Below are 19,186 nucleotides of genomic sequence, written 5' to 3'. Positions count from 1 at the left end.
GACCAACATGGCTTGTGTGGACGGAAGTTGACGACGTATCGGCGTGCAACCCGGCCGAGCCCCGCACGGTCGACGTCCCTCCACACTCCAGCCGCCCGGCAAAACCCGCCGGTCAGACGGCAAAGTCCTGCTGGAGTCCTAGGGAAGTTCCGGCGAGCCGGCGGGGGGATCCTCCGGCGGAGGGGTGGGCGCGCCCGGCAGCCGGACCGTCGCCACCGTGCCGCCGCCGTCCGCGCGGGCCAGGGCGACCTGGCCTCCGGACTGTTCCACGGTGCGGGCGACGATCGACAGGCCGAGGCCCGAGCCCGGAAGGGCGCGGGCGCTGGGGGAGCGCCAGAACCGGTCGAAGACGTACGGGAGTTCCTCGGCGGGGATGCCGGGGCCGTGGTCGCGCACGGTCAGCGTCCCGCCCGCCAGCCGCACGTCGACCGTGCCGCCCACGGGGCTGAACTTCACCGCGTTGTCCAGGACGTTGACCACCGCGCGCTCCAGCGCGGCCGGCTCCGCCCGGGTGTACCAGGGCTCCAGCGAGGCGGTGATGGTCAGCTCCGGCCCGCGCAGCCTCGCCCGGCGCAGCGCCGACTCGACGGTCTCCTCCAGCGAGACCACCTGCACGCGCTCGCCGCGCTGGCCCTCGGAGCGGGACAGCTCCTGCAGGTCGCCGATGAGCGAGGCGAGTTCGGTCATCTGCGCCTTGACGGAGTCGAGCAGCGCCTTGCGGTCGGCGGCGGGGATGGGACGCCCCGTCTCCTCGCTGCGGGTGAGCAGCTCGATGTTGGTGCGCAGGGAGGTCAGCGGGGTCCGCAGCTCGTGTCCGGCGTCCGCGATCAGCTGCTGCTGGAGCTCGTGAGAGGTGGCGAGGGAGGCGGTCATCGAGTTGAAGGAGCGGGAGAGGCGGGCCACCTCGTCCTCGGCGTCCTCCTCGACGGGGATGCGGACGTTCAGGTCCTCGGTCCGGGCCACGTGCTCGACGGCTTCGGTCAGCTTGTCGAGGGGACGCAGCCCGGCCCGCGCGACGGCGAGACCGGCGGCGCCGGCGCCGAGCACTCCGACGCCGGAGACGAGGAGGAGCAGCAGTGCGAGGTCGTTGAGGGTGGACTGGGTGTTCTTGAGCGGGAGAGCGATGAGCAGGGCGGCGTTGGAAGTGTTCCGAGAGGACGAGTCGGTGACCGTGAATCCCGGCAGGGTGAGGACTCGTACGTCGTCGCCGTCCGTGTCGGTGCCGTTGCGGAAGATCCCGTGCGAGCCGCTTCCCTGCCTGATCAGGTCGGTGTCGGAACGAGTGACCTTGACCGCGCCGATGGAGTACGGCATCACGCAGGACTTCCCGTCCTCCGTGACCACTTGGTAGTACGCGTTGCGCGGCCCGTTGCCGAAATCCTGCGAGGTCTTCGTCGTGCAGTTGTTGACCGCCACGTTGGCCTGTTCCTGCAGCCGTGGCATGCTCAGCAACTTCTGCAGGTCTTGGTCGATCTGGTCGTACAGCTTCCCCTGCACGATGAACCAGCAGGTCACCGACACGGCCGCCACCGCGAAGGCCACCGCGGCGGCGACCAGCATCGACAGCCGGGCCCGGATGGGGAGGGCCCGGAACCGCCGTACGACCCTGTTCACTCCGCTCCGCCCTGTCGCAGCACGTACCCCACGCCCCGCACGGTGTGCACGAGGCGCGGCTCTCCGCCCGCCTCCGTCTTGCGCCGCAGGTACATGACGTACACGTCGAGCGAGTTGGAGGACGGCTCGAAGTCGAAGCCCCAGACCGCCTTCAGGATCTGCTCACGGGTGAGGACCTGGCGCGGGTGCGCCAGGAACATCTCCAGCAGCGTGAACTCCGTGCGGGTCAGCTCGACCTGGCGGCCGCCCCGCGTCACCTCCCGCGTCGCGAGGTTCATGCGCAGGTCGCCGAAGGTCAGGGCCTCGTCGTCCGCCAGGGCCCCCGCGCCGGCCGCCGGCGCGTAGGAGCTGCGCCGCAGCAGGGCCCGCACCCGGGCGAAGAGCTCGTCGAGCTCGAACGGCTTGACGAGGTAGTCGTCGGCGCCCGCGTCCAGTCCCGTCACCCGGTCGCCGACCGTGTCGCGGGCGGTCAGCATCAGGATGGGGGTGGTGTCGCCGGCGCCCCGGATGCGGCGGGCCGCCGTCAGGCCGTCCATGCGCGGCATCTGGATGTCCAGTACCACCAGGTCGGGGCGGTAGGCCGTGGCCTTCTCCAGGGCGTCCGCGCCGTCCACGGCGACCTCCGTGCCGTAGCCCTCGAAGGCGAGGCTGCGCTGGAGTGCTTCGCGTACCGCCGGCTCGTCGTCGACGATCAGGATGCGCTGGGTCTCACGGTCGCCTTCGACGGGGCTCATGGGCGTGGATTCCTCGGGTGTGGTGGGACGACGGGAGGCCGGTCCTGCTGAACCTGCTGAGTGCGTTCAGCGTCGCACGGTTCCCCGGATGTGCGGGAAGGCCGGGGCGGGCGGGCGCGGGATCAGCCGCGCATGGCCGCGAGCCGGTTCAGCGGCACCTTGCGCCGGTGCGGGCGGGCCGCCGTGGTGCGCAGGCCCATCAGCTGCGGGGCCGCCACCTCGGGCGCGCGGGTCGCTGCCGTCGGCGGGTGCAGCTCGTACGCCACGTCGAGGGCCAGGGCGACGTCGGCCGCGCCGACACCGGTCACCGTGTGCGAAACCTGCTGGATCATGACGTGCTCCCTGGCTCGGTCGGTGGTGGGTTCAGCTGCCGGAGCCGCCGGCCCGCAGCGTGGCGAGGTCGGCCTTGACGGTGTTGATGGGGATGGCGAAGCCGAGGCCGACGCTGCCGGCGTCGGAGGAGGACGAGTCCGCCGCGGCCGAGTACATCGCGGAGTTGATGCCGATGATGTTCCCGCCGGCGTCGATGAGGGCGCCGCCGGAGTTGCCGGGGTTCAGCGAGGCGTCCGTCTGCAGGGCCTTGTAGGTCGTCGTGGACGATCCCGTGTCGCCGTTGAACTGCTGGCCGCCGAACTGGAACGGCCAGTTGCCGCCCCCGCCGCCCTGCTGCTGACCCGGGTTCTCACCGGTGGAGACGGTCACGTCCCGGCTCAGGGCGGAGACGATGCCGCTGGTGACGGTGCCGGTCAGGCCCTCGGGGGAGCCGATCGCCACGACCGAGTCGCCGACCTTGACGCCGTCGGAGTTGCCCAGGGTCGCCGGCTTGAGCCCGGAGGCGTTCGCCAGCTTGATCAGCGCGAGGTCCTTCTTGCTGTCGGTGCCGACGACCTTCGCGGTGTACGACGTGCCGTCGCTGGTCTTCACCTTGATCGAGTTCGCGCCCGAGACGACGTGGTTGTTGGTGACGATCTCGCCGTTGCCGGTGATGATCACGCCGGAGCCGGTGGACGTCCCGTTGCTGAGCGTGGCGCTGACCTCGACGACGCTCGGGCTGACCGTCGCCGCGATGGTGGCCACGTCACCCGTCTTGCTGGAGGGCACCACGCTGGTGGTGGTGGACGAGGAGACCACCGTGTCCTTGCCGGTCAGCTCCTGGATGCCGTAGGCGGTGCCGCCGCCTATCGCGGCCGCGACGACCGCCACGGCGGCGAGCAGCGCGAACGGGCCGCGGGCTCGCTTCTTCCGTGCGGGGGGAGCCGGCTCGGCGGTCACCGGGGGGAGCGGAGCGGTTCCGCCGCCGTGGCCGTCGCCCGCGCCGCCGGCGGCCTGGGTCTGCCATACGGCGGTGGGCTCGACCGGAGCCTGCCCGGCCGGACGGTACGCCGGCGGGGGCGGCCACTCCGGGTTCACCGGGGAGGGGGTCACGGGAGAGGCGGACGCGGGGGATGAGGCGTGCTGCCGGGCGCCCTCGAACGGGGCCTGGTACGGGTTCTCGTACTCGCCGCTGCGGCGGAAGCTCTCGGTCATGGAAGAAGCTTGTCGCCTCACCATGAGAGCTCCCTGAGTGCTCCCTGAGAACGCCGCCAGAACCTCGTGTGCCGGTGATGAACACCGAGCCGGGAGCGGGGCGGTCTCTCTCAGCCAGGTCTCATGGGACCTGCCGGGATCGTGGAGCCTGCCGGGAACCGCTGCCGGGGGCTGCTCGCCACCACAGGACCGGGGCTGCTCGCCACCGCAGGTCGGGCGCTGCCCGCAGTCGCAGAAGCCGGGCGTTGCCCGCAGTCGCAGAAGCCGGGCGTTGCTCGCAGTGCAGAAGCCGGAGGCTACTCGCAGCCGCAGGAGCGGCGGGCGACGAGGCGGGACGGAAACACCTTCAGCCGCTCGCGCCGGGACCCGGCCACCCGCAGACCGTCGTCCAGGACGAGGTCGACCGCGGCGCGGGCCATCGCCGAGCGGTCCGATGCGATCGTTGTCATGGGCGGGTCGGCGAGCGCCGCTTCCTTGATGTCGTCGAAGCCGATGACCGCCAGCTCGCCGGGCACGTCGATGCGCAGCTCGCGCGCCGCGCGCAGCAGGCCGATCGCCTGGTCGTCGGTGGAGCAGAAGACGGCCGGCGGCCGGTCGGGGCCCGACAGCAGGTCCAGGGAGACGCGGTAGGCGTCGTAGCGGTTGTAGGGCGCTTCGAAGAGGCGGCCCTCGGTGCTGATCCCGGCCTCGTCCATCGCCCGACGCCAGCCCTCGACGTGGTCGGAGACGGGGTCGCCGACGGAGGGGGTCTCGGCGGTGCCGCCGACACAGGCCACGTAGGCGTGACCGTGCTCCAGGAGGTGGCGTACGGCGAGCCGGGCGCCGCCGAGGTCGTCGGTGACGACGGCGACGTCGTCGATGGCCTCGGGGCGTTCGTGCAGCAGGACCACCCGGGCGTCCCAGGCGTCGATCTCGGCGGCCGCCTGGTCGTTGAGCGCGTGGCTGACGAGGATGAGGCCCGACACCCGCATCCCGAGGAACGCCCGCAGATAGTGGACCTCGCGCTCGGCGACGTAGTCGGTGTTGCCGACCAGCACCATTTTCCCGCGCTCGGAGGCGGCCTGCTCGACCGCGTGCGCCATCTCGCCGAAGAAGGGCTGACGGGCGTCCGGGATGATCAGGCCTATGAGGTCGGTCCGCCGGGACGCCATCGCCTGGGCGACCCGGTCGGGCCGGTACCCCAGCTCCTTGATGGCGGCGAGGACACGCTCGCGCGTGGCCGGGGCGACCGGCCGGGGTCCGTTGTTGATGACGTAACTGACGACGGCGGTCGAAGTCCCCGCCAGCCGCGCCACATCATCCCGAGTCACCTTTGCCACGCACGGAGTCTACGCGGATGGACCCGCTCTGGGCAGGGCGAACGGAACCTTCCCTGTGCGCAAGCAACGCCCTGTCCGAGCCGGCGCGGCGCCTACCGACGGGTACTACGCCTCCGCCGAGACCTCGGCGGCGTCGCGGGCGTCCGTGTCGTCCGCATCCTCCGCCTTTGCCCGCTCGGACCGGTCCGTGTCGGCCTTCGCCTCGTCGACGGCGCGCTCCCCCTTCTCGGGGGTAACGAATCGATAACCGACGTTGCGGACCGTTCCGATCAGCGACTCGTGCTCGGGGCCGAGTTTCGCGCGCAGACGCCGTACGTGGACGTCGACCGTGCGGGTGCCGCCGAAGTAGTCGTAGCCCCAGACCTCCTGGAGCAGCTGTGCGCGTGTGAACACCCGGCCCGGGTGCTGGGCGAGGTACTTCAGGAGCTCGAACTCCTTGAAGGTGAGGTCCAGGACCCGCCCCTTCAGCTTCGCGCTGTAGGTCGCCTCGTCCACCGACAGATCGCCGTTGCGGATCTCCATCGGGGAGTCGTCGGCCACGATCTGCTGGCGGCCCATGGCCAGTCGCAGCCGCGCCTCGACCTCGGCCGGGCCGGCGGTGTCGAGCAGTACGTCGTCGATGCCCCAGTCGGCGGTGACGGCCGCGAGGCCGCCCTCGGTCACGACCAGGATGAGCGGACAGCCCGGACCGGTGGAGCGCAGCAGCTGGCACAGGCTGCGGACCTGCGGCAGGTCGCGGCGGCCGTCGATGAGGATGACGTCGGCGCCCGGGGTGTCGACGAGAGCGGGTCCTTCCGCCGGGGCCACCCGCACGTTGTGCAGCAGCAGGCCGAGGGCCGGCAGTACTTCCGTCGACGGCTGGAGAGCGTTGGTCAGGAGCAGCAGAGAACTCATATGTCTGGTTCCTCCTCGGTCCCTGCGTGGGGCCCCTCCCGCGCCATGGGGCAGTGGGGGAGTCGTGCGGCACTGCGGCTGTTGCGGCACTGCTCGCGTTCCCGGGGGGCCGTACACCCACGGTCACCTGGTGTTTCCCACCCGGTCGCCATTTCGTATACAACGCTTCCGAAAGCACGAAAGGACCCGGGGGCTGCGCTGCCCGAGTCCTCTGTCCAGCAGAATAGCCCACATGAGCAGGGGTCCGGCAGGTCATGTGGCGCGTTCCACCGTTCGTCCGAATTCCGAGACGGGCAGGTGCGCACCATTGCGGACGTTTCTGACCACCGCCGACGGGATTTCCATCGATTCCGTATACGAACCGGGTGACGTCGTATACGACGCCTCCGGGTCACCCGTCCGTCGCCCGGTGTTCGTGATCGCGCACGGGTTAACGGGGGACGTGGACCGCCCGCACCTGCGCCGGGTGGCCGCCGCCTTCGCCCGGCACGGAGCCGTCGTCACGTTCTCCTTCCGTGGGCACGGCCGCTCCGGCGGACGCTCCACCGTCGGCGACCGTGAGGTGCTGGACCTGGCCGCCGCCGTCGAGTGGGCGCGCTCGCTCGGGCACGCGCGCGTGGTGACCGTCGGCTTCTCCATGGGCGGCTCGGTGGTCCTGCGGCACGCGGCCCTGCCCGGGCGGGCCGTGAACGCCGTGGTCTCCGTGAGCGCGCCCGCCCGCTGGTACTACCGCGGCACGGCTCCCATGCGCCGGCTGCACTGGATGGTCACCCGCCCGGCAGGCCGGCTGGTCGGCCGCTACGGGTTCCGCACCCGTATCCACCACCGGGACTGGGACCCGGTGCCGCCGTCCCCGGTCGAGTCGGCGCCGAGGATCGCGCCCACCCCGTTGCTGATCGTGCACGGCGACCGGGACGGCTACTTCCCCCTCGACCACCCCCGCATGCTGGCCGAGGCCTCCGCCGGCCACGCCGAACTCTGGCTGGAGCACGGCATGGGCCACGCCGAGCACGCCGCCGCCGACGACCTGCTGGCCCGCATCGGGGACTGGGCGGTCGCGCGGGCGGGCTAGCCTTGGGCCCTGTTGACCACCGTGTCGACCACCGAGACGTGAAGTGACGAACTGACTTGAGGGACGAGATGGCAAAGGTCACGGTGCGCTACTGGGCGGCCGCCAAGGCCGCGGCCGGAGTCGCCGAGGAGCCGCACGACGCGGCCACGCTCTCCGAGGCGCTCGCCGCCGCGCGGGAGCGACACCCCGGCGAACTCGTGCGTGTCCTGCAGCGATGCTCGTTCCTCGTCGACGGTGACCCCGTGGGCACCCGCGCACATGAGACGGTACGGCTGGCCGACGGCGGCACGGTCGAGGTGCTCCCGCCGTTCGCAGGAGGGTGAGATGACCGACCAGCCGTACGACGCCTCTTATCAGGGGGGCCGCCCCCACGAGGGCTACCAGGGTTACGAGGGGTACCAGGGCTACGAGGGTCACGAGGGGTACGACCCCCAGGCGCCGCAGCAGCAACAGCCGCAGCCGCAGCCGCATCCTCAGCAGCCGCAGCAGGCGCAGGCCCAGCAGGCGTGGCCCGGGCAGCAGCAGGGGTACGACGACCCGCAGGCCCACCTGCACCACACCCAGCAGTGGCAGGGCCAGACCTGGGAGACCAGCGTGCAGCAGCCGGTCACCGCCGCCGACCCGGCCGGGACCGCCTACCTGCCGCCCCGGACCGGCGACGGCCCCGCCTACGGGAACCCGCAGTCCGCGTACGGGAACCCGCAGTCCGCGTACGGCGACTCCTCCGCGTACGGCGGCGCCCAGGCCTACGGCGACACCTCCGGCTACGGTCACGTCTCCGCGTACGGTTCTCCGGCGGGGGCCGAGCCCCTGCCGCCCGCGAACCGCTCCGCGGGCGACGACCGGCACACCCCGGTCCCGCGCCAGGAGGCCCCCGCGCCCCCCGCTCCGGCTCCCGCGCCGGGCCCGGCCTCCGCCGCCACAGGCGGTCCGACCTACGGCCCCGCCACCCTCGCCGGCAACGCGCGCATCACCGACGCCCAGCGGGCCCGCCTGGAGGGACGCTCGCCGATCATCGAGCCGGGCATGCAGCCCGCCGCGCTCACCGCGCTCCTCGGCCTGCTCCTGTCCGGCGCCGCGGCGATCGGCACGTACGCCCTCGTCGTCCCCCTCGTCGCGCTCCAGGCCGTCACGGCGGCGGGCTGGTTCCGGCTGAACGGCATGTGGCCGGCCCGGCAGGGCATCGCACTCGCCTTCCTCGGCGCGCTGGTCTCGGACGTCGTCCTCCTCGCGGCCGGCCGTGAGCACGCGCCCGCCGCGATCCTGGGCACCCTCGGCGTCTGGGTGCTGCTCTGCCTGGTCCTGCAGCTGCGTTCGCACGCCGACCCCGACGAGCGCATGTACGGGCTGATGGCGACCGTCGCCTCCTCCGCCCTGGCCGTCCTGGCCACCGGGCACCTCGGCGCCGAGCCGGACGCGGTGACGGTCGGCGCGGCCGCCGTGGCGGTGGCCGTGCTGGCCCGCGCGCTGCCGCTGCCCACTCCGGCCTCCGTCGTGGTGGCGCTGCTCGCCGCGGCGGGCGCGGGCATCGCCGTCGGCCAGATGACCGGACTGGGCGCCCGGGGCGCCCTGCTCGGCGCGGGCGCGGCGGTCTGCGCGCTCATCGGCCACCGGGTCGCGAGCTACGACTACCCGTCCCGCTTCGTGCACTTCACGGCGGGCGTCGCCCTGCCGCTGGCCGCCGCGGCGCCGGCGGTGTACGTGCTGGGACGGGCGCTGGCGTAACACGGGTCCGGGCCGGGCGGGACCTGAGGGACTGTCACAGGTGATCGACAATCCGGCGGCGGCCCGCGCGCTCGGGGTTACCTTGAACCGTTGTCAATGAGAGACGACCGGTCATCGTGGCCGGCCGTCGTGGACCGTTCACCGTGAACCGTTCAGGCCATCCGGGTGGGGGAACTGCCGCATGCGTGCGCTTCGAATACTGCTGGTCGTCGTCGTGGTCCTGGGCGGCCTGTTCGTGCTCGCGGACCGCCTCGCCGTGAACTTCGCGGAAGGGGAGGTCGCCGACAAGCTGAAGTCCCGCGAGGGCCTCGCCGCCACCCCGGACGTGTCCATCAAGGGCTTCCCGTTCCTCACCCAGGTCGTGGGCGGCTCGCTGGACGACGTCGAGATCGGCATCGACGACTACGAGGCGGCCACCGGCACCAGCGGCCGGACCATCCGCATCGACGGCCTCCAGGCGGACATGAAGGGCGTCGAGTTCTCCGGCGACTACAGCTCCGCCACCGCCTCCAGCGCCACCGGCACCGCGTCCATCACCTACGCCGAGCTGCTGAAGACTGCCCAGGCCGAGACCACCGAGCTGCCGCTGGGCATCACCGCCAAGGTCGTCGGCCTCTCGGACGGCGGAAACGGCAAGATCAAGGTCGCCGTCAAGGCGAGCGTCCTGCCGCAGCCGGTCTACGTGCTGAGCACCGTCACCGTCGTGGGCGACACCGTGCGTGTGCACGCCGACTCGATTCCCAGCTTCGGCGGGGTACGGGCCGCCGAGAAGGAGGTGCGCTCGATCACCGACTTCCAGCAGAAGATCGACGACCTGCCCGGCGGGATCAAGCTCGACAAGGTGGTCGCCGCGACGAACGGCGTGGAGATCTCCGTGAAGGGTTCGAACGTCAGGCTGGCCGGGTAGAACCGCCCGACCACCACTGAGCATGGACGACTGACCATGGACGACTGACCATGGACGACGGACATGTACAGCTGGCATGTGCGGCTGGACATGGACGGCGAACGTCCGACAGGCGAGACGCGGTACTCCGCACCCCGGCTGTGACGACCGATACAAGCGCCCGGAACCCGTGTCCCCACGGCCCGGGCGCTTTTCCCATCCCGACATGCGGACGATCGCGTCTCACTATGCGGAGCGCTGGTGACATGGCCGCCTGTCCGTCCCTACGATCGACGACATGATGCAGCGACAGGCGGATCTCACGAAGCGGCGGGCAGTAGACCTGTGCCGCGTCGCCGCCATGCTCTGTCGCCCCTTCTGAGCGGAAGCGCCGCCGGCCTTCCGCGCCTCCCGGCGCCCTCGAACCGAGGGCATCCGTGCGCCGCCCGCCGGCGAGCCCCGGCCGCGCACTCTCTTTTCTTGCACACCCCCGCCGTAACTGCCCCGGAGGAGAACGAGCATGAGCCGCAGCGACGTCCTGGTCGATGCCGACTGGGTCGAGGCCAACCTCGACAACGCCGACATCGCCATCGTCGAGGTCGACGAGGACACGTCCGCGTACGAGAAGAACCACATCAGGAACGCGATCCGGATCGACTGGACCAAGGACCTCCAGGACCCGGTCCGCCGTGACTTCGTCGACCAGGAGGGCTTCGAGAAGCTCCTGTCCGCGAAGGGCATCGCCAACGACACGCTGGTGATCCTCTACGGCGGCAACAACAACTGGTTCGCTTCCTACGCCTACTGGTACTTCAAGCTGTACGGCCACGAGAACGTCAAGCTTCTCGACGGTGGCCGCAAGAAGTGGGAGCTGGACGCCCGCGAGCTGGTCGAAGAGGTGCCCGAGCGCCCCGAGACCTCCTACCAGGCCAAGCCGCAGAACAAGGCCATCCGCGCCTTCCGTGACGACGTGGTGGCGGCCATCGGTTCGCAGAACCTGGTCGACGTCCGCTCGCCCGACGAGTTCAGCGGCAAGCTGCTCGCCCCCGCGCACCTTCCGCAGGAGCAGTCGCAGCGCCCGGGCCACGTCCCGTCCGCCCGCAACATCCCGTGGTCGAAGAACGCCAACGACGACGGCACCTTCAAGTCGGACGACGAGCTCAAGGAGCTCTACGCCGACGAGCAGGTCGACCTGGCCAAGGACACCATCGCGTACTGCCGCATCGGCGAGCGCTCGGCCCTGACCTGGTTCGTGCTGCACGAGCTGCTGGGCGTGGAGAACGTCAAGAACTACGACGGCTCCTGGACCGAGTACGGCTCCCTCGTCGGCGTCCCGATCGAGCTCGGCGCCAACAAGTAACCAGGTCGCGCCCACCGGGCGAACGGACAAGAAGCGAACCCGACCGGCCTTCCGGTCAGACATCTCTGGAGAAGCACATGTGTGGAGCGAAGGCCGGCGGCCCGGACGCCTCGACGATCAAGCCCGGTGAGACCACGATCCAGGGTCAGGTGACCCGGGACGGCGAGCCGGTGGTGGGTTACGTCCGCCTGCTGGACTCGACCGGCGAGTTCACCGCGGAGGTCCCGACCTCCGCCACCGGACAGTTCCGCTTCTACGCGGCGGAGGGCACCTGGACCGTGCGCGCCCTCGTCCCCGGCGCCACCGCCGACCGTACGGTCGTCGCCCAGCAGGGCGGCCTCGCGGAGGTCGCGATCGCGGTCTGAGCGATCAGGCAGGGGCCGTGTCCCTCGGGTCGAACGCCCGGGACGCGGCCCTTCGCCGTGTCCCGGCCTACCCTGGACGTATGTTGGCCCGCCGACGGCACGTGTACTTCGCGATGATGGGCACCTGCATCGCGCTGTTCGTGCTGGCCTGGGCCGTCGTGCGCCTCTGGTCGGTGCCGGCGGCCGTCGGCATGTGCGTCGTGGCCATGCTCATCCCGCCGGTCGCCGCGATGGTCGCCAACCGGCGCGGCCCGGACGACCGCTGGTGGGACGACCCCTCGGGCGACCCCACGTCCGACGAGTGGTGGGACGAACTGGACGGTAAACGCCGCCGCCCCCGCGACCGCCCCTGACAGCCGGACCACCCCGACGGCCGGGCCACGGCCTCCACCGCTCCTGCCGCCGCCCCTAATACACGAGCGCCGTCGTCTCGTCCCCCAGCGCCTCCTGAACGAACACCTGGGCGCCGGCGATCCGCACCCCCTCGAGGACGTCCTTCTCCGTGATGTCCCGACGGGCCGCGCACTGGGTGCACAGGGTGAGACGGCCGCCGGCCAGGACCGAGTCGATCAGGTCGGGCAGCGGGGCCGCGTGCGGAAGCTCGAACTCGGCGGCCCGCCCCGGCAGGGCGAACCACGCGGACTCCCCGGTCAGCCACAGCGACACCTCGACCCCGCTGGCCACGGCCACCGCCGCCACCGTGAACGCCTGCGAGCACCGCTCGGGAGCATCCGCCCCCGCCGTCACCTTGATCACGAGCTTCTTCGCCATGCCTGAATCGTAATCAAGCCCCCTGCGACTGACGATGATGACCGTGGGTTCCCTGTGCGACGCGGGATGAATGCCCGGCACGGCCCCTGCGGAGCCCGGTTGCCGGGCTGACGCCCGCGAGGGCGCACCTCGCAGGGAGGGCCGGGGGCGGGCCGCGTAAGCTGGGGCCCGGCCCTGTCGTACGTGTGCCGAGTCGTACGTACCCCGCACCACGCTCATCCGAGGAGCACCCGTGGAGATCTTCTTCGAAGCCCTGCTGGTCCTGGTCTGCGTCGGCGTCCTCGCCTTCGCCGGTCTGACCGTGAAGAAGCTGTACCAGGGCCAGCGCTGACCTACCAGTCCAGGAACTGCCACTCATGATCGAGATTCCGTCCGACCTCCACAAGGACCTCGTCCCTCTCGCCTTCCTGCTCGGCAGCTGGGCGGGCGCCGGCGTGCACGACTTCCCGGGGTCGGAGAAGTGCAACTTCGGGCAGGAGGTCACCTTCGGCCACGACGGCCGCGACTTCCTCGAGTACCGCTCCCACACCTGGGTCCTGGACAAGGACGGCAACAAGGTCCGCCCCCTGGAGTCGGAGTCCGGCTTCTGGCGCATCGACGCCGACCGCAAGGTCGAGGTGACGATGGTCCGCGACGACGGCGTCGTCGAGATCTGGTACGGCGAGCTGGCCGCCAAGAAGCCGCAGATCGACCTGGTCACGGACGCGGTGGCGCGCACGGCGGCCTCGGGCCCGTACACCGGCGGCAAGCGGCTCTACGGATACGTCAAGAGCGACCTCATGTGGGTCGGCGAGAAGCAGACCCCCGAGGTCGAGCTGCGCCCCTACATGTCGGCCCACCTGAAGAAGGTCGTCACCCCGGAGGACGTCGAACGCTGGGCGAAGGCCCTCCCCGACGACATGCCGGACGACGGGATCGCCTTCTTCAAGTAGTCCTAGACTCTTGGGTGTGGTGAGCACTGAAAGCACTGACTGGAAGAGCGACCTGCGGCAGCGTGGCTACCGGCTGACGCCGCAGCGCCAGCTTGTCCTCGAAGCCGTGGACACCCTGGAGCACGCGACCCCCGACGCCATCCTCGTGGAAGTGAGGAAGACGGCGTCGGGGGTCAACATTTCGACCGTGTACCGCACGCTGGAGCTCCTCGAGGAGCTCGGCCTGGTCAGCCACGCGCATCTGGGGCACGGGGCGCCCACCTACCACCTGGCCGACCGCCACCATCACATCCACCTGGTCTGCCGGGACTGCGACGACGTCATCGAGGCGGACGTGAAGGTGGCCGCCGAGTTCACGGCCAAGCTGCGCGAGAGCTTCGGCTTCGAGACGGACATGAAGCACTTCGCGATCTTCGGCCGCTGCCGGGACTGCGCGCGCAGGGGTTCCGCCGCGAAGGGCGAGGCCGCGGGTTCGGGCGCGGGTTCGGCTGCCAAGGGTTCGATCACCGAGTCGTAGGCTTGGGCCCATGAAGAGCCCTCTGCTGTCCCTGCCCGGCGCCGTTCCCGCCGAGGGCGTGGACGAAGACGTCGCCGGTCACTACGGCGATCTGTTCCGTGAGCAGCGCGCCCTGGCCGACGGCGCCGGATTCGTCGACCTCTCGCACCGCGGGGTCGTCGCCGTCTCCGGCGAGGACCGGCTGAGCTGGCTGCACCTTCTGCTCACCCAGCACGTCACCGACCTCGCGGCCGGCCAGGCCACCGAGGCGCTGATCCTCTCCGCACACGGCCACATCGAACACGCGCTGTATCTGGTGGACGACGGCGCGACGGTCTGGGCGCACATCGAACCCGGCACCCAGGAGGCGCTGCTCGCGTACCTGGAGTCGATGAAGTTCTTCTACCGGGTCGAGGTCGCCGACCGGACGGCCGACACGGCCGTCGTCCATCTCCCGGCGGGGTCGATCGCCCCCGTGCCGGCCGGTGTCGTCGTCCGGGAGACGGCGTACGGCCGCGATCTCTTCCTTCCCCGCGCCGACCTGGAGTCGTTCGCCGAGCAGGCCGGCCCGCCGGTCGGGATACTCGCGCACGAGGCCCTCCGTGTGGAGCAGCACCGCCCGCGCCTCGGCTTCGAGACGGACCACCGCACGATCCCGCACGAGCTCGGCTGGATCGGCACGGCCGTGCACCTGCAGAAGGGCTGCTATCGCGGGCAGGAGACGGTCGCCCGCGTCCAGAACCTCGGCAAGCCGCCGCGCAGGCTCGTCTTCCTCCACCTCGACGGCAGCGAGGTGTACCTTCCGCCCGCCGGCACCGAGCTCCGCGTCGCGGACGAGGACCCCGACGGCCGCAAGATCGGTTTCATCACCACGTCCGCCCGTCACCACGAACTGGGCCCGGTCGCGCTGGCCCTGGTGAAGCGCAACGTGCCGGTGGACGCCCCCTTGATGGCCGACTCGACGGCGGCGGCGCAGGAGGTCGTGGTCGAGCCCTAGACCTCGATCAGGACGGTGAACGGGCCGTCGTTGGTCAGGGAGACGCGCATCTGTGCGCCGAACCTGCCCGTGGCCACCGTCGCGCCCAGGGCGCGCAGCCGGGCGACGACCTCGTCGACGAGGGGTTCGGCGACCGGTCCGGGGGCGGCCGCGTTCCAGGTGGGGCGGCGGCCCTTGCGGGCGTCCCCGTACAAGGTGAACTGGCTGATGACCAGCAGCGGTGCGTCGACGTCGCTGCACGATCTCTCGTCGTGCAGCATGCGGACCGACCACAGCTTGCGGGCGAGCTGGGCCGCCTTCTCCGGGGTGTCCTCGTGGGTCACGCCGACCAGGACGCACAGGCCCTCGCCGTCGATCTCCCCGACCGTCTCGCCGTCCACGACGACGCTCGCGCCGTCCACCCTCTGCACCACCGCTCGCATGCGGACCATGATGCCGGGTGCCGGGCGCGGGCCCGCGAGGGGCCCATTTTTATTCCTTAAGCCACCATCTGGGGCCGTTCGGGGGGACTCGGTAACTTCGCGGGCACTCGGGGTGGCACGATGCTTCACACAGCCGGTCGAGGGGACGGTAGAAGGACATGAGCACACCGAGTACCGGGCGGCCCGCTGCACACCGGCCGCCTGCACAGCGCAACGACGGCACCGTGCTGCCCGTCGAACCTCCGGCCCACGAGCTGGGCGGGCTGAGCCTGCCCGAGCTGCGCACCCTGCGCCGGGACGCCCAGCGCGACGAGGCCGACCTCAGTTATGTGCGGCGCCTGCTCCAGGGCCGTATCGACATCCTGCGCGCGGAGCTGGCCCGGCGCTCCCCGACGGGTGCGGCGTCCGTGGTCGAGCGGCTGTCGGAGATCCTCACCGACGCTCCGGCCCGGCACCGCTCCTCGGCGCGCCACGTCACCCTGGGCACTCCGCACAGTGAGGAGTACCGGCGGCTGGCCGCCGACATGCTCGCCGACGTCGAGCTCTCCGACCTCGACGCGCGCACCGATCCCGAGCTGCACGAGGCGATGGGCCGTCTGGTCCGTTACGAGCAGCAGGTCTCCAGCCGGCGTCAGCGGTTGCAGCGGACGGCCGACGAGTCGGGCGCGGAGATCACTCGGCGCTACCGTGAGGGAGAGGCGCAGGTCGAGGATCTGCTGGTCTGACGGCGAAAGAACGAGCGGGCGCCGCCCGGGGGGTCGACGCCCTGCTGCGAACGTCCGGGCGCCCTGGGTGCCCGGACATGTGCTGACGGCTCCTTTCGGCGGGGTGGGAAAGTGGTCCATCCGTAGCTGTTCAGTTGTGGCTGTGCGTGCGCTCTGAAGTTGTGGCTGTGCGGGCGATGTTCAGTTGTGGCTGTACGTCGGCGCCGTCTGCTCGGGCTCCCGGCTCCCCTCCGGAAGGAAGCCCGACCGGCCAACCGTCTGAAAGTTTGACCACGTTGTTGAAGTTGGCAGCCAACTTCACTGTAGTTATGTCCGCTTGGAAGCGTCCTATAACCATCTCTCTTTGAACTGCCCAAAGATGGCGGGAAGTTGTACTGTGCGGACGTGGAGACGGAAAATGCCTCCGTCAAGGGGCGGAGGGGAGCCGAGCGGTCGCAGCGCTCACACCGCGAGGTGGCCGACGAGCTGCGCGCCCGCATCAGAGCCGGGGTGCTGCAGCCCGGGCAGCGCATGCCCACGCAGGCCAAGCTGGCGGACGAGTTCGGCGTCGAGCGGGGCGCCGTACGCCGGGCCCTGCGCATTCTGCAGTCGGAGCGGCTGCTGACCAACGTCTCCAAGGGAAGCCCTGCGACCGTCGCGGGGCAGCCGGACCCGCCCGGTCTCCCGATCGGCCCCGGGGCGGCGCCGCAGCCCTCGATGGCGGGCCTTCCGCCCCGCGTCACCGAGGCCTTCGCGGCCGAGCACGTGCAGGTGGACGCCCTCTGTCTGACCGCTGTCTCGCTGACCGCCGCGATCGGCGAGCCGGTGCGGCAGATCCATGCGGGGCAATTGAAACCGGCCAAGATCGACGTCCGTGTCCTGTTGCCGTCCCGGGACATCGACCTCGCCTTCCCGTCGCCGGTGGACGCCTCGGCCACCGGGCGGCTGCAGCGGCGCTGGCTGGCCCACCGCAACGCCCAGGGCCAGGTGCTGCGGCACAACCTGCTCACGCTGCGCTCCACGCACGGCATCGACGTGCACGTCACCTTCCGCGCACTGCCCTTCACCCCGCCCGTCAAGCTGTACCTCCTGAACGGGACGGAGGCGCTGTTCGCCTACTACACGGTCCAGCGCGGGGAGCAGACGGTCGGCCAGGAGAGCATGGACATGTACGACGCCGAAGGCACGCGGTCGGTGCTGTTCGCCTTCGAGCAGGGGGCCGGACCGCGTGACACGACGTTCGTCGATCAGTCGCGCCGGTGGTTCGACGCGCTGTGGGACACGATCAGTTCGGAGCTGGTGCTCACGAGCTGACGGCGGGCCCGGTGGCCAGGAGGGCGAGGATCACGGCGCCGACCGAGCTGAGGGCGGGGCTCTTGGCCTTGACGCCCACGCTGAGCAGGAGCAGGCCGACGGTGCCGGTGGTGCCGTACTTCCACTGGATGGTCTGCTCGACGCCGACGACGAAGGCGGCGCTGAGGAGGACGAGGACGGGCATGGTGGTTCCCCCCTTCCAGGCTGGGAGCGGGAGGCGAACCTTCCGCCAACTCGCTCAAGTTGGTAACCAACTATGACTATGTTGTCCCCACTTGGCAGCAACTGCTAAACAACTTTCAAACAACTCCCGTCAGATGGATCGAAGTTGTAGCGTTTGGTCGTGACCCAGGAGAACGTGGCAGTGAACGGCAGCAGCAGGCTCTCTCCTCAGGAGATCGCCGATGCCCTGCGCGAACGCATCCGCGTCGGGGATCTCAAAGCCGGCGACCGGCTGCCCACCCAGGCCGAGCTGGCCGACGAGTTCGGCGTGGAGCGCGGCGCCGTGCGCCAGGCGCTGCGGGCGCTGCAGGACGACGGGCTGCTCGCCGGCGTCAGCAAGGGCAGCCCGCCCCGGATCGCGGAGCCGACGCCCACGGGCCCCGAGGAGCCCCAGCCCACCATGGTCGGCCTCGCTCCCCGGCTGACCGCGGCCTTCTCCGCCCCGCACGTGCGCATCGACGCGGCCTGTCTGACCGCCGAGAGTCTCATCCCGGCCCTGGGCGAGCCCCTCCGGCTGATCCACGGAGGGCAGTTGAAGCCCGCCAGGATCGACGTCCGCATCCTCCTGCCCTCCCGGGACATCAGCCTCGCGTTCCCGGTCCCGGTCGACGGCCGCGGCGACGACGACCCCGTCCACCAGCGCTGGCTGGCGATGCGCAACGCCCAGGGGCACGTCCTGCGCCACAACCTGCAGACGCTGCGCTCGCACGGCATCGACGTCAGCATCACGTTCCGCGCCCTGCCGTTCACCCCGCCGGTGAAGCTGTACCTCCTCAACGGCCAGGAGGCGCTGATGGCGTACTACATGGTCACCCGGCGCGAGGAGTCCACCGACACCGGAACCCTCGACATGTACGACGTCCTCGGCACCGAGTCGCTGCTCTTCTCCTTCGAGAAGGCGACCGGTCAGCGCGACGCCGCGTTCGTGGAGGAATCCCAGAAGTGGTTCGACGCCCTCTGGGAAACCATCACCACGGACCTGACACTCTCCTAGTGACTTCTGATACGCAGCAGACCCAGCACGCGACCCCCGACACCGAGACCGAGGCGGCGGACTTGCGGGAAGTGATCAGGGGGGCGCGAGTCGTCCTGTGGGACTTCGACGGGCCGATCTGCCGCCTCTTCGCCGGTCACTCGGCGGAGGGCGTGGCCGACGGCCTGGTGGAGTGGCTCGAAGGACGGGGCCTGCACCACCTGCTGACAGAGAGCGAGCGGGAGTCGCTGGACCCGCATGTCGTCCTGCGCGCCGTGGACCGTCTGCGCCCCGGCAGCGACCTGGTCGCGGAGCTGGAGGAACGTCTCACCCAGGAGGAACTGAGAGCCACGGCCACGGCGAGGCCCACCCCGTACGCCGACCCGTTGATACGTACCCTGACGGCCCTGGGCCTGCGGCTGGCGATCACCACCAACAACTCCCCCCGGGTCGTCACCACCTACCTGGCGAACCGCGGGCTCACCTCCTGCTTCGCGCCCCACATCTACGGCCGCACCCAGGAACTGCACCACCTCAAGCCGCATCCGCACTGCCTGAACCTCGCCCTGACCGCCACGGGCTCGGCGCCCGGCACCGCCCTGATGATCGGCGACACCCCGTCGGACTTCCTGGCCGCCCGCGAGGCGGGCGTCCCGTTCCTGGGCTACGCGCGTAACGAGCGCAAGGAGAAACTGCTCAGGGGAGCGGGCGCGACCCGGGTGGTGTCGTCGCTGGAGCCGGTGCTGGAGGCGTTCAGGGGCTGAGCGCCGGGCCCGGCGTCAGGGCTTGGGCACGAAGACCGCACACCAGAGGTCCCCCGCCCATGAACGCGCCGACGACCGGCCTGGCCAGGTTCGCG

Annotated in this window: 24 protein-coding genes; 15 read left to right on the top strand and 9 right to left on the bottom strand. The window is 70.9% G+C overall.

What is annotated here, in order from left to right; genetic code table 11:
- Positions 1-138: 138 nt before the first annotated feature.
- The 6 genes from BG482_RS21055 to BG482_RS21030 form a co-directional block, all read right to left on the bottom strand.
- Positions 139-1,614, bottom strand: a complete 1,476-nt coding sequence (locus BG482_RS21055) for a HAMP domain-containing sensor histidine kinase (RefSeq protein ID WP_069770608.1) — start codon at positions 1,612-1,614, stop codon at positions 139-141.
- On the bottom strand, positions 1,611-2,348 hold the full coding sequence (locus BG482_RS21050; protein WP_069770607.1) for a response regulator transcription factor: 738 nt from the start codon (positions 2,346-2,348) through the stop codon (positions 1,611-1,613). Before BG482_RS21050 ends, BG482_RS21055 begins: the two co-directional genes overlap by 4 nt.
- A gap of 122 nt (positions 2,349-2,470) precedes the next feature.
- Complete coding sequence (locus tag BG482_RS21045; protein WP_069770606.1) at positions 2,471-2,680, bottom strand: hypothetical protein; 210 nt, start codon at positions 2,678-2,680, stop codon at positions 2,471-2,473.
- A gap of 31 nt (positions 2,681-2,711) precedes the next feature.
- Positions 2,712-3,875: a S1C family serine protease gene (locus BG482_RS21040; RefSeq protein ID WP_069770605.1), complete on the bottom strand. Its 1,164-nt coding sequence runs from the start codon at positions 3,873-3,875 to the stop codon at positions 2,712-2,714.
- Between the two features lie 296 nt (positions 3,876-4,171).
- Complete coding sequence (locus BG482_RS21035; RefSeq protein ID WP_079141979.1) at positions 4,172-5,194, bottom strand: LacI family DNA-binding transcriptional regulator; 1,023 nt, start codon at positions 5,192-5,194, stop codon at positions 4,172-4,174.
- Positions 5,195-5,299: 105 nt separating this feature from the next.
- Positions 5,300-6,088, bottom strand: a complete 789-nt coding sequence (locus BG482_RS21030) for a response regulator transcription factor (RefSeq protein ID WP_069770603.1) — start codon at positions 6,086-6,088, stop codon at positions 5,300-5,302.
- Positions 6,089-6,320: 232 nt separating this feature from the next.
- On the opposite strand from BG482_RS21030, the gene BG482_RS21025 reads away from it, so the two are divergent.
- From BG482_RS21025 to BG482_RS20995, 8 genes are all read left to right on the top strand, one after another.
- On the top strand, positions 6,321-7,160 hold the full coding sequence (locus BG482_RS21025) for a S9 family peptidase (protein WP_079141977.1): 840 nt from the start codon (positions 6,321-6,323) through the stop codon (positions 7,158-7,160).
- A 68-nt stretch (positions 7,161-7,228) separates the two neighbouring features.
- Positions 7,229-7,483: a MoaD/ThiS family protein gene (locus BG482_RS21020; RefSeq protein ID WP_069770601.1), complete on the top strand. Its 255-nt coding sequence runs from the start codon at positions 7,229-7,231 to the stop codon at positions 7,481-7,483.
- Between the two features lies 1 nt (position 7,484).
- Positions 7,485-8,885: a hypothetical protein gene (locus BG482_RS21015; protein WP_069770600.1), complete on the top strand. Its 1,401-nt coding sequence runs from the start codon at positions 7,485-7,487 to the stop codon at positions 8,883-8,885.
- Between the two features lie 181 nt (positions 8,886-9,066).
- Positions 9,067-9,792, top strand: coding sequence for a DUF2993 domain-containing protein (locus BG482_RS21010; protein ID WP_069770599.1), 726 nt, complete (start codon positions 9,067-9,069; stop codon positions 9,790-9,792).
- Between the two features lie 277 nt (positions 9,793-10,069).
- Positions 10,070-10,153 (top strand): Ms5788A family Cys-rich leader peptide, encoded by an 84-nt coding sequence (locus BG482_RS46205; protein ID WP_350818853.1) that lies wholly within the window; start codon positions 10,070-10,072, stop codon positions 10,151-10,153.
- A 138-nt stretch (positions 10,154-10,291) separates the two neighbouring features.
- Complete coding sequence (locus BG482_RS21005; RefSeq protein WP_069770598.1) at positions 10,292-11,131, top strand: sulfurtransferase; 840 nt, start codon at positions 10,292-10,294, stop codon at positions 11,129-11,131.
- A 77-nt stretch (positions 11,132-11,208) separates the two neighbouring features.
- Positions 11,209-11,496, top strand: coding sequence for a DUF1416 domain-containing protein (locus BG482_RS21000; protein WP_020122955.1), 288 nt, complete (start codon positions 11,209-11,211; stop codon positions 11,494-11,496).
- Between the two features lie 80 nt (positions 11,497-11,576).
- Positions 11,577-11,849, top strand: a complete 273-nt coding sequence (locus BG482_RS20995) for a DUF3099 domain-containing protein (RefSeq protein WP_069770597.1) — start codon at positions 11,577-11,579, stop codon at positions 11,847-11,849.
- 55 nt (positions 11,850-11,904) lie between these two features.
- Here the strand turns inward: BG482_RS20995 and BG482_RS20990 are convergent, their stop codons facing one another.
- On the bottom strand, positions 11,905-12,267 hold the full coding sequence (locus BG482_RS20990) for a DsrE family protein (protein WP_069770596.1): 363 nt from the start codon (positions 12,265-12,267) through the stop codon (positions 11,905-11,907).
- 356 nt (positions 12,268-12,623) lie between these two features.
- On the opposite strand from BG482_RS20990, the gene BG482_RS20985 reads away from it, so the two are divergent.
- The 3 genes from BG482_RS20985 to BG482_RS20975 are packed head-to-tail and all read left to right on the top strand — an operon-like array spanning position 12,624 to position 14,692.
- Entirely contained in the window at positions 12,624-13,199 is a 576-nt protein-coding gene (locus tag BG482_RS20985; protein ID WP_069770595.1) for an FABP family protein, read from the top strand.
- A gap of 16 nt (positions 13,200-13,215) precedes the next feature.
- Positions 13,216-13,716, top strand: coding sequence for a Fur family transcriptional regulator (locus tag BG482_RS20980; RefSeq protein ID WP_069770594.1), 501 nt, complete (start codon positions 13,216-13,218; stop codon positions 13,714-13,716).
- A 10-nt stretch (positions 13,717-13,726) separates the two neighbouring features.
- A complete protein-coding gene (locus tag BG482_RS20975; protein ID WP_069770593.1) occupies positions 13,727-14,692 on the top strand; it encodes a folate-binding protein YgfZ in 966 nt (321 codons plus the stop codon).
- On the opposite strand, the gene dtd is transcribed toward BG482_RS20975, so the two are convergent.
- Positions 14,689-15,114 (bottom strand): D-aminoacyl-tRNA deacylase, encoded by a 426-nt coding sequence (gene dtd, locus BG482_RS20970; protein WP_069770592.1) that lies wholly within the window; start codon positions 15,112-15,114, stop codon positions 14,689-14,691. The two genes, BG482_RS20975 and dtd, sit on opposite strands and share 4 nt — an antisense overlap.
- Before the next feature lie 158 nt (positions 15,115-15,272).
- On the opposite strand from dtd, the gene BG482_RS20965 reads away from it, so the two are divergent.
- Positions 15,273-15,839, top strand: a complete 567-nt coding sequence (locus tag BG482_RS20965; RefSeq protein WP_069770591.1) for an aerial mycelium formation protein — start codon at positions 15,273-15,275, stop codon at positions 15,837-15,839.
- A 384-nt stretch (positions 15,840-16,223) separates the two neighbouring features.
- Positions 16,224-17,132, top strand: coding sequence for a winged helix-turn-helix domain-containing protein (locus BG482_RS20960; protein WP_069770590.1), 909 nt, complete (start codon positions 16,224-16,226; stop codon positions 17,130-17,132).
- Here BG482_RS20960 and BG482_RS20955 read toward each other — a convergent pair.
- The gene (locus BG482_RS20955; protein WP_069770589.1) at positions 17,122-17,316 is read right to left on the bottom strand and encodes a hypothetical protein; all 195 of its coding nucleotides are present in this window, start codon (positions 17,314-17,316) and stop codon (positions 17,122-17,124) included. The two genes, BG482_RS20960 and BG482_RS20955, sit on opposite strands and share 11 nt — an antisense overlap.
- Positions 17,317-17,469: 153 nt before the next feature.
- Between BG482_RS20955 and BG482_RS20950 the strand changes: the two genes are divergently transcribed.
- On the top strand, positions 17,470-18,348 hold the full coding sequence (locus BG482_RS20950; protein ID WP_176741432.1) for a winged helix-turn-helix domain-containing protein: 879 nt from the start codon (positions 17,470-17,472) through the stop codon (positions 18,346-18,348).
- Positions 18,348-19,091: an HAD family hydrolase gene (locus BG482_RS20945; protein ID WP_256096423.1), complete on the top strand. Its 744-nt coding sequence runs from the start codon at positions 18,348-18,350 to the stop codon at positions 19,089-19,091. Before BG482_RS20950 ends, BG482_RS20945 begins: the two co-directional genes overlap by 1 nt.
- The last annotated feature ends 95 nt before the right edge of the window (positions 19,092-19,186 follow it).

The sequence above is a fragment of the Streptomyces sp. LUP30 genome, assembly GCF_001746365.1.
Lineage (GTDB): Bacteria > Actinomycetota > Actinomycetes > Streptomycetales > Streptomycetaceae > Streptomyces.
Note: the sequence above shows the minus strand (reverse complement) of the source record. Positions and strands in the feature narration are given on the sequence as shown.

What these genes read in the sequence shown, in the direction of transcription:
- BG482_RS20965 (WP_069770591.1), top strand. Translation starts at nt 15,273, where the DNA reads ATGAGCACACCGAGTACCGGGCGGCCCGCTGCACACCGGCCGCCTGCA.
- BG482_RS20990 (WP_069770596.1), bottom strand. Translation starts at nt 12,267, where the DNA reads ATGGCGAAGAAGCTCGTGATCAAGGTGACGGCGGGGGCGGATGCTCCC.
- BG482_RS21025 (WP_079141977.1), top strand. Translation starts at nt 6,321, where the DNA reads ATGAGCAGGGGTCCGGCAGGTCATGTGGCGCGTTCCACCGTTCGTCCG.
- BG482_RS21005 (WP_069770598.1), top strand. Translation starts at nt 10,292, where the DNA reads ATGAGCCGCAGCGACGTCCTGGTCGATGCCGACTGGGTCGAGGCCAAC.
- BG482_RS20995 (WP_069770597.1), top strand. Translation starts at nt 11,577, where the DNA reads ATGTTGGCCCGCCGACGGCACGTGTACTTCGCGATGATGGGCACCTGC.
- BG482_RS21010 (WP_069770599.1), top strand. Translation starts at nt 9,067, where the DNA reads ATGCGTGCGCTTCGAATACTGCTGGTCGTCGTCGTGGTCCTGGGCGGC.
- BG482_RS20955 (WP_069770589.1), bottom strand. Translation starts at nt 17,316, where the DNA reads ATGCCCGTCCTCGTCCTCCTCAGCGCCGCCTTCGTCGTCGGCGTCGAG.
- BG482_RS20975 (WP_069770593.1), top strand. Translation starts at nt 13,727, where the DNA reads ATGAAGAGCCCTCTGCTGTCCCTGCCCGGCGCCGTTCCCGCCGAGGGC.
- BG482_RS21040 (WP_069770605.1), bottom strand. Translation starts at nt 3,875, where the DNA reads ATGACCGAGAGCTTCCGCCGCAGCGGCGAGTACGAGAACCCGTACCAG.
- BG482_RS21000 (WP_020122955.1), top strand. Translation starts at nt 11,209, where the DNA reads ATGTGTGGAGCGAAGGCCGGCGGCCCGGACGCCTCGACGATCAAGCCC.
- BG482_RS21020 (WP_069770601.1), top strand. Translation starts at nt 7,229, where the DNA reads ATGGCAAAGGTCACGGTGCGCTACTGGGCGGCCGCCAAGGCCGCGGCC.
- BG482_RS21015 (WP_069770600.1), top strand. Translation starts at nt 7,485, where the DNA reads ATGACCGACCAGCCGTACGACGCCTCTTATCAGGGGGGCCGCCCCCAC.
- BG482_RS21045 (WP_069770606.1), bottom strand. Translation starts at nt 2,680, where the DNA reads ATGATCCAGCAGGTTTCGCACACGGTGACCGGTGTCGGCGCGGCCGAC.
- BG482_RS20985 (WP_069770595.1), top strand. Translation starts at nt 12,624, where the DNA reads ATGATCGAGATTCCGTCCGACCTCCACAAGGACCTCGTCCCTCTCGCC.
- BG482_RS46205 (WP_350818853.1), top strand. Translation starts at nt 10,070, where the DNA reads ATGATGCAGCGACAGGCGGATCTCACGAAGCGGCGGGCAGTAGACCTG.
- BG482_RS21030 (WP_069770603.1), bottom strand. Translation starts at nt 6,088, where the DNA reads ATGAGTTCTCTGCTGCTCCTGACCAACGCTCTCCAGCCGTCGACGGAA.
- dtd (WP_069770592.1), bottom strand. Translation starts at nt 15,114, where the DNA reads ATGCGAGCGGTGGTGCAGAGGGTGGACGGCGCGAGCGTCGTCGTGGAC.
- BG482_RS21050 (WP_069770607.1), bottom strand. Translation starts at nt 2,348, where the DNA reads ATGAGCCCCGTCGAAGGCGACCGTGAGACCCAGCGCATCCTGATCGTC.